Raw genomic sequence first — 7,147 nt, forward strand, 5'->3', positions numbered from 1 at the left:
GAAGATATCGCCTATTTTCGGGCTTAGAGTAGATGTAAAAACAACGACTAAAGTCCCTTTTAATATCCATAAATCTATCTCCGTCTCAACAAACAAACAAGACGGAACTCTCTCCATTGGGGCTACGCAGGAGAGACATGATAGTGCCAAGATGGAGTGTCTTACAACCTGTGATAAGTGCGCTTTTTATGAAGGCAGCAATGAGATGCAGACCCAGACTCTTTTAAAACAGGCGAAGGAGCTTATAAAACTTGAGGATTTAGAGGTTGTAAAAATATACAAAGGTGCCAGAGCAACCATAAAAAGCTACTTTCCGGTAATAGGCAAAGTTGTTGATTATGAGAGCAGTCTCAAAAAACACCCTTCCATTAAAAACGGAACAAAAATCCCGCCTGAGAAGTTAGAGTACTATCCAAATATGTATGTTATAAATGCATTGGGTTCAAGAGGTTTTGTTTACGGTCCCTACTTGGCAAAAATACTGACTCAAAATATTCTGCACAGTGAGCCGATACCAAAAGAGATATCAACCCAAAAACTTTTTTACAAAATGGCTAGGAAGAGCTAAATCAGAGAACTATCTGCGTTCCGACACCTGCGGATGTAAAAAGTTCCAAAAGAAGAGAATGTTCTATTCTTCCATCAATGATGTGAGCTTTAAGCACACCGCCCTCCACTGCTTCAAGACATGCATCCACTTTTGGGACCATGCCGCCGTGGATTGTTCCATCTGCCTTAAGAGCCTCTACTTCGTCTTTGTTTAGAGTGCTTAAAAGTTCTTTCTCTTTGTTGAGCACTCCCGCGGTATCAGTTAAAAATATTATCTTGTTTGCACCTATGGCTTTGGCAACATAGGATGCACATAAGTCTGCGTTGATGTTAAAACCTGGGTGTCCCATCTCTCCGCCGTCTGCTATTGGAGCAATTACGGGGATAAACTTTTCTGCGATGAGATTTGTGATGACATCGGCATCTACGTTTGTTATATTGCCGGTAAGTCCCCATTTAGCGAAATCTTTTGCGCGAGCGCTTATAAACTTCGCATCTTTTCCGCTGATTCCAATCGCTTTTGCGCCATGAGAGTTTAGAAGTGAGACTATCTCTTTGTTTATCTCTCCGCTTAGAACCATCTCGACTATGCGCATTACCTCTTTTGAAGTTACACGCTGCCCGTCTATAAATTTAGGAACGATACTAAGCGCATCCAGCATCTCATTTATCTGTCTGCCGCCGCCATGAACGATAACGGGCTTAATACCGACTAGATACATAAGCAGAACATCTTGCGCAAATCTCTCTTTGAGCTGTGTAGACTCCTGTGCCGAACCGCCGTATTTTATGACTACTATCTCTTTGTTAAACTCTTTTATAAACGGCAAGGCCTCAAGAAGCGTCTGAACCGTTTCAATCTTTTTTTGCATTACCAAATCCCCTATAATCATCTACTGTTTTAAAAATATTTTCTTCAACTTCCACATGCATATCCAGCAACGAAAGCTTTAAATCAAACTGCTCTAATTTTACAAAATCTTTATATGTTACCAAAATCGACTCTGCTTTGTCTCTTTGAAGAATATCAAAAACTTCACTTTTTGTAAATGAGTGATGATCTTCAAAGTAGTTTTTACTAACGACCTCAGGCAGATAGCTATCAAGTCTCTCAGGTCTTGCTATGGCAGTTATAAGCGACATTTTATCACTTTTATTTTTAAGTTCAACCACTCTTTTAAAATCTCTTCCCTCTTTTACGACAAGAGCCTCTTTTTGACTCCAAAGTCGCTCTCTAAATGGACCTGATGGCAGACATGAGGAGTTTTTACTCTCTACATCTATGACGATATCAAGCTTTTTTATCTCATGTTTTGAGTAGGCATCATCTAAAAAGACAATCTTCGCGCCCATCTCCCTAGCCTTTAGTATCCCTTTTTTTCTATCTTCGCTTACTATAACGATTGCTCCTGGAATTTTGTGTGCATATATCATCGCTTCATCACCGCTTGCGGCTACGTTGCACAAAATCTCACTGCCGCTGCTCACCACTAAAAGACCGCTGCTCTCACGTCCATAGCCTCTTAAAACCACTGCCGTATCTTCGTATCTTGACGCAAGAGCAGTTACTAGAGGGGTTTTGCCGCTTCCGCCGACACTTAGGTTTCCGACGCTGATAACATCTACGCCCAAATCTTCGCTTTTTTTGCTTTTAAAGCGTAAAAACATGCAAAAACAGTAAATAAAACTAAAAGGAAGAAGTAAAAGAGAGAGAAGTTTTTGAGTGGAGTTTGGGTTGTAGAAATACTCTTCAACCCAAAAGATTAGCTTTTTTTTCAATTTTTTTGCTTTTTAAACTCTTGTCGATGCTACTACTTTTATCTTCTCTATAACGTACTGCACCTCTTTATCTTCCATGCTTGCATAAATTGGTAGTGACATAACCTGCTGATATGTTTTGAGCGCAACCGGAAAGTTATTTACCTTAAGCGAGTACTTATTTTTGTAGTAGGTCAAAAAATGAAGAGGGATATAGTGAAGTCCTACCTCAACACCATGTTTTTTGAGCTCAAGCGCGAAAGAGTCTCTGTTTTTATCTACCTTAATGATATATAAAGAGTAAGGATGGTCATCTCTTTGAGGTTTTGGAATCATAACATGCTCTACTTCTCCAAAAGCCTTATTGTACATCTGAGCTATCTCTTGCACTCTTTGTAGATTCCTGTCCTGCTCTTTTATCTGCGCTCTAATATACGCAGCACTTAACTGACTCATAGTGTAGTCAAATCCGATATCTACCACATCATAGATATACTCCAGAGAGTCCTTATCTCTTTTCATAGCATGTGAACGAAGCAGTTTTGCGCGCTCTATAATCTTTGCAGAATTTGAAACAAGCATACCACCGTTGCAAACATCTTTTTTTAGATGAGCAGAGAAGTTAAAACAGGTGATGTCAGCTCCTGTTGAACCAATTTTATCGCCTTTGTAGGTTACTCCCAGTGCTTCAGAAGCATCTTCTACGATTCTTACATCGTATCTCTTTGCCATCGCATAAAGTCTGTCTAGATCAACACACTGCCCTGCTACATGCGTAACAATAACGGCTTTTAGTTTTTTTGCGCTGTTCTCTTCTAAATATGCCTCTAGCTTATCCAGATTTATATTATAACTCTCAGAATCAATGTCTATAAAAATAGGCTCAGCATCAAAATGACGCACAACTTCCGGAACGTTAGGGTGCGCATTTACGGAACAGACTACTTTGTCCCCTCTTTTTAAGTCAATTGCAAGCATTGCCAAATGAAGAGCCGAAGTCCCATGTGATGTTGCCAAGGCATAATCAACACCTATGTACGAAGCAAATTCACTCTCAAGCTCTTCAACTTGGTCTATATCTTCTCCATCTAGCACGTCACTTACGTTTGAGTGTGCTTCTCTGCTGCTCTCATATCTACAAAATGCAATTTTCATTCTCTGTTCCTTCATAGTGTTATATCTCTTGGATAGTTAAAATCATGGTTTATTGTTCTGGATGTCAACTTGGCAATAAGAGGCATTTTCCTCTTAAACTGGTTGCGAAAAATACGCTCTACAATCATATCTAGCATACTCTCGTTACAACCCTTTTGCACAATCTCTTCTTTGCTCAGTCTATCTTCAACATAATATTTTAGCGCTTCATCAAGGTCGGCGTAGCTATAGCCCAAATCAGCCTCATCACTCTGCCCAGCCCACAAATCTGCAGATGGTGCTTTTTGTATAATGCTTTTGCTTACACCCAAATACTCCGCAAGCTCATATATCTCACTCTTGTAAAGATCGCCTATAGGATTTAGCGCACTAGCCAAATCACCGTAAAGCGTTCCGTAGCCAAGCATTAACTCACTCTTATTGCTAGTTCCCAAAACCAAAGCTTTTTGCTTTGCAGAAATATCAAAAAGAGTGCTCATTCTAAGTCTTGCCGAGAGGTTTCCGCGTCGCAGATTGTCCATATCGGGATTCAGCTCTTCATAGGCTCTAAGCATCGGCTCAATAGATGCCGTTACGGCATTTAATTTAAAATCAGCACAAAGCTCATCCGCATCATCCAAAGAGCTTTGCGACGAGTAGTGAGAAGGCATTTTTACACATAAGAGGTTCTCTTTAAATACCTTTTGGGCAAGCACGGCAACAACAGCTGAATCGATGCCGCCGCTGAGTCCTAAAACGACGTTTTGAATGCCTGTTTTACGAACTTCATCGTCCAAAAAATATTGTAGATACTCTGTTATGAGCTCATACTTTCCCATCATCAACCTTTAAAGCAGTTTAACAAAAAATATTATATCGAATTTTCTATAATACTAACCATATATAAACCGTCCTACGAAAAAAAGTTATTTTCCAAGACAGTTTATATTATTATTTCACACTAAAAGCCTAAATATCGAATAGAGTTCTCTTAGCTCGTAACTAAAATAAGGCTAGTGAAATACCTTTGACGGAATTAAGGGCTTTAAGCTCATATAGAAAATAAAGGTCTCACTATGAATAATTTACTAGGTATTGATGTTTCAAAAGACACGCTAGATTGTTGTTTACTCATACAGAATGAGCCTTATTATCACATATACAAAAACAATGATGATGGATTTTTTAATCTTTTAACTCTTTACAGTAATTTTAAAGTTGATAGTCTTGGATTTGAGAGCACTGGAAATTATCATAAAAAGTTAGAAAAATATCTTTTCGATAACGGTGTTAATCCGTACATTATCAAGCCTACTTCAGTATTTAATTTCCGAAAATCTCTGAATATACATGGTAAAACAGATAAAACAGACAGTTACGCTATTGCCAGATTTTTAAAAGATGGCGATTTAACTGAATATTTATCATACCCTACGCGTGAACTCTTTAAGCCTCTTTTATCTTCACTTACTTTACTTCAAAAGCAAATACGACAAACAAAAAATTCTATACATGCTATAAAACTTTATCCTGTAAGTTCTGATGTTTTAGATGATTTATATGACGTTGAAAAATATTTGATTATCACTAAATCTCGCATTGAGGATAAATTAATAACCCTTTTGTACACTACATGTCCTGAGGCAAAAAAGATAAAAAGAGATATTTCTGGTGTAGGCGATAAACTTCTAATCTATTTAATCCCTCATATTTATGACCACTTTGATAAATTTACACTAAAGCAGATTAACGCATTTTTCGGATTAAATCCTATCTCTTACCAGAGCGGAACTTCTGTTTATAAAAAAGACAAAATTTCTAAACACGGCGACGCTCAAATTTTAAAACTTCTCTATATGTCTGCCGTTCCTTCAATTAGAAGTAATCAGATTTTAAAAGAAAAATATTTAAGACTAAAAGCAAACGGCAAACCCTCAAAAGTTGCTTTAGTTGCTGTTATGTCTCATCTGCTTAGAGCTATAGTTATCAAGCTGGCTCAATACAAAAAGAGAGAATTAAAAAAATGAGTATTGAAGAAAAGCTTTTATCTTCTGTTTTTTTAATGTTGGCTTCTGGCGAAAAAATAACCGTATATAGTCTTGCTTCTCGTATGGATGTTGACCGTTCTTCTATTTACTATCGTATAAAAAAAGAATTATCTAAGCAGGCATGTTGATTTCTCTATATAAAAAATATAGAGATATGAGCATGGCTCAAAAAAAAATAAAAAATGGAGTTACAAAATGGGTAAAGCGGTAAATGACAATGAACAAGACTTTGATACAAAGCCTTTAACTATAGCGGATGTACAAGAGCAGACGCGTATCTACTTAGAGCGTATCAGTACAAACAAAATTTCTATAGCTGGAATTGTTCGTGAAAAACGAAAAACAGATCCTAAGATGAAAATGAAACGTGTTGACGGTAAATATACCGATGAACCTGTTTTGGATGAAAACGGTCAAGCTCAATTCTGGGAGCCTAAATATTATTTAAATATTGCGTTTGAGGGTGGGGAGTTAGATTTGCCTATTGAAGCTTCTTGGTATAACAGTTTGGACGTTGGTAACAGAGCATTATTTGATGGTCACAAAGGTGTTAAGTTTGGCAATGTTCAAGACATTTATACTCATTATACGGTTCTTTAAAGTCTTATAGATGTCGCTATATAACGATTACATTAATTTTTTAGACTCAGGTACTAAAGTACCTTATTTTGTTCATAATGTTTCTTATTATGTAAAGCATAGTATACAAGAAGATTATTTTGAGCATGAGTTTAAATTGTATTATAAAAACTGTAATCGTTATTTTGTTGGTATTCATTCGGAAGATTTAGTTAGGAAAATTTCTGCAAAAGAGTATAAAGAAGTTTTGCAAGATAAAAAAGAGGCTCGTGAGCGTACTAGATTATTTTCAGAAAATACGCTTTTTTAGTTCTTCCCCCACTGGTTTAACAAGGGGGGTTAATTAGTCAAAAAAAATTTCCATAAGGGTTAGTTAAATGGTCGAAATAATTTCACAACACGTTGACACTTTAAAATTTCATTACTATGTAGATGCTTCAATTTCTCAAGAGGGTTTTGATAGTTATATCAAATTTGTTGACAAACTTTTATCTTTAAAAAAAGAGGCTCAGCTTGCTCGTAACGATTATCAAGATTCTAAATCTATAAATATAGATATCGGTGTAGATAAGTTCAATGTTATTTCAAGTGCTATTAGTGGTTTTAGTGTAGTTATTTTGAACAATGATATCTCTGTAGCGTTTAAAAAACCAAAAAGTGTATTGTCTGCTAGTCCTATCATCAAGGTTGAGTTTAGGGCTGAATTTCTAGCACGTAAAGGTTACAAGCAGGCTATAAAACTTGTAAATAAATTTATAGGTTCTGAAATTCTTGAAGCTTATAAAATCAAGATAAGCGAAATTCATTTAGCTACGGATATTCAGGGCTATAACTTTTCTCACTTGGATTTCTTTAGAATGAAGTCAAGAGCGAGAATTGCTCAAACGCATGAGGAAATAGACGATTTTTCAAAAGCAAGCGTTTACGGTTCTTTAACAAGCTTCACGGGATTTACTTTTGGTGGTGGAAATTATCATTTACGTGTTTATAATAAAACTGCTGAAATTAAAAAGAAAAAAGAAAAAGGCTTTGCAAAAGTTCTTCTCTGGGATGCTAAAGAGAATTACAATCCTGATAAG

10 protein-coding genes are annotated in these 7,147 nt (G+C 36.5%); 6 read left to right on the forward strand and 4 right to left on the reverse strand.

Annotated elements, in window-relative coordinates; all coding sequences use genetic code 11:
- Positions 1-568 (forward strand): FAD-dependent oxidoreductase (locus tag RQ763_RS07895; RefSeq protein ID WP_314152218.1); only part of this gene is annotated, 568 nt, incomplete at its 5' end.
- 1 nt (position 569) lies between these two features.
- On the opposite strand, the gene argB is transcribed toward RQ763_RS07895, so the two are convergent.
- The 4 genes from argB to RQ763_RS07915 are packed head-to-tail and all read right to left on the reverse strand — an operon-like array spanning position 570 to position 4,280.
- A complete protein-coding gene (gene argB / locus RQ763_RS07900; RefSeq protein WP_314152219.1) occupies positions 570-1,421 on the reverse strand; it encodes an acetylglutamate kinase in 852 nt (283 codons plus the stop codon).
- Positions 1,405-2,328 carry a tetraacyldisaccharide 4'-kinase gene (locus tag RQ763_RS07905; protein WP_314152220.1) on the reverse strand — a complete coding sequence of 308 codons (924 nt, stop codon included), beginning with the start codon at positions 2,326-2,328 and terminating at the stop codon, positions 1,405-1,407. The genes argB and RQ763_RS07905 overlap by 17 nt, the downstream gene beginning before the upstream one ends.
- A 12-nt stretch (positions 2,329-2,340) precedes the next feature.
- On the reverse strand, positions 2,341-3,462 hold the full coding sequence (locus RQ763_RS07910; RefSeq protein WP_314152221.1) for a DegT/DnrJ/EryC1/StrS family aminotransferase: 1,122 nt from the start codon (positions 3,460-3,462) through the stop codon (positions 2,341-2,343).
- Positions 3,463-3,473: 11 nt separating this feature from the next.
- Positions 3,474-4,280, reverse strand: coding sequence for an NAD+ synthase (locus RQ763_RS07915; protein WP_314152223.1), 807 nt, complete (start codon positions 4,278-4,280; stop codon positions 3,474-3,476).
- 237 nt (positions 4,281-4,517) lie between these two features.
- Between RQ763_RS07915 and RQ763_RS07920 the strand changes: the two genes are divergently transcribed.
- The 5 genes from RQ763_RS07920 to RQ763_RS07940 form a co-directional block, all read left to right on the forward strand.
- Complete coding sequence (locus RQ763_RS07920) at positions 4,518-5,468, forward strand: transposase (protein ID WP_314152225.1); 951 nt, start codon at positions 4,518-4,520, stop codon at positions 5,466-5,468.
- Entirely contained in the window at positions 5,465-5,617 is a 153-nt protein-coding gene (locus RQ763_RS07925; RefSeq protein WP_314152227.1) for a hypothetical protein, read from the forward strand. The genes RQ763_RS07920 and RQ763_RS07925 overlap by 4 nt, the downstream gene beginning before the upstream one ends.
- A 67-nt stretch (positions 5,618-5,684) precedes the next feature.
- On the forward strand, positions 5,685-6,089 hold the full coding sequence (locus tag RQ763_RS07930) for a hypothetical protein (protein ID WP_314152228.1): 405 nt from the start codon (positions 5,685-5,687) through the stop codon (positions 6,087-6,089).
- A 10-nt stretch (positions 6,090-6,099) separates the two neighbouring features.
- Positions 6,100-6,378 (forward strand): hypothetical protein, encoded by a 279-nt coding sequence (locus tag RQ763_RS07935; protein WP_314152230.1) that lies wholly within the window; start codon positions 6,100-6,102, stop codon positions 6,376-6,378.
- 67 nt (positions 6,379-6,445) lie between these two features.
- A partial coding sequence (locus tag RQ763_RS07940; protein ID WP_314152231.1) for a hypothetical protein occupies positions 6,446-7,147 on the forward strand: 702 nt, incomplete at its 3' end.

It is taken from the genome of Sulfurimonas sp., assembly GCF_032250635.1.
Taxonomy (GTDB): Bacteria; Campylobacterota; Campylobacteria; order Campylobacterales; family Sulfurimonadaceae; genus Sulfurimonas.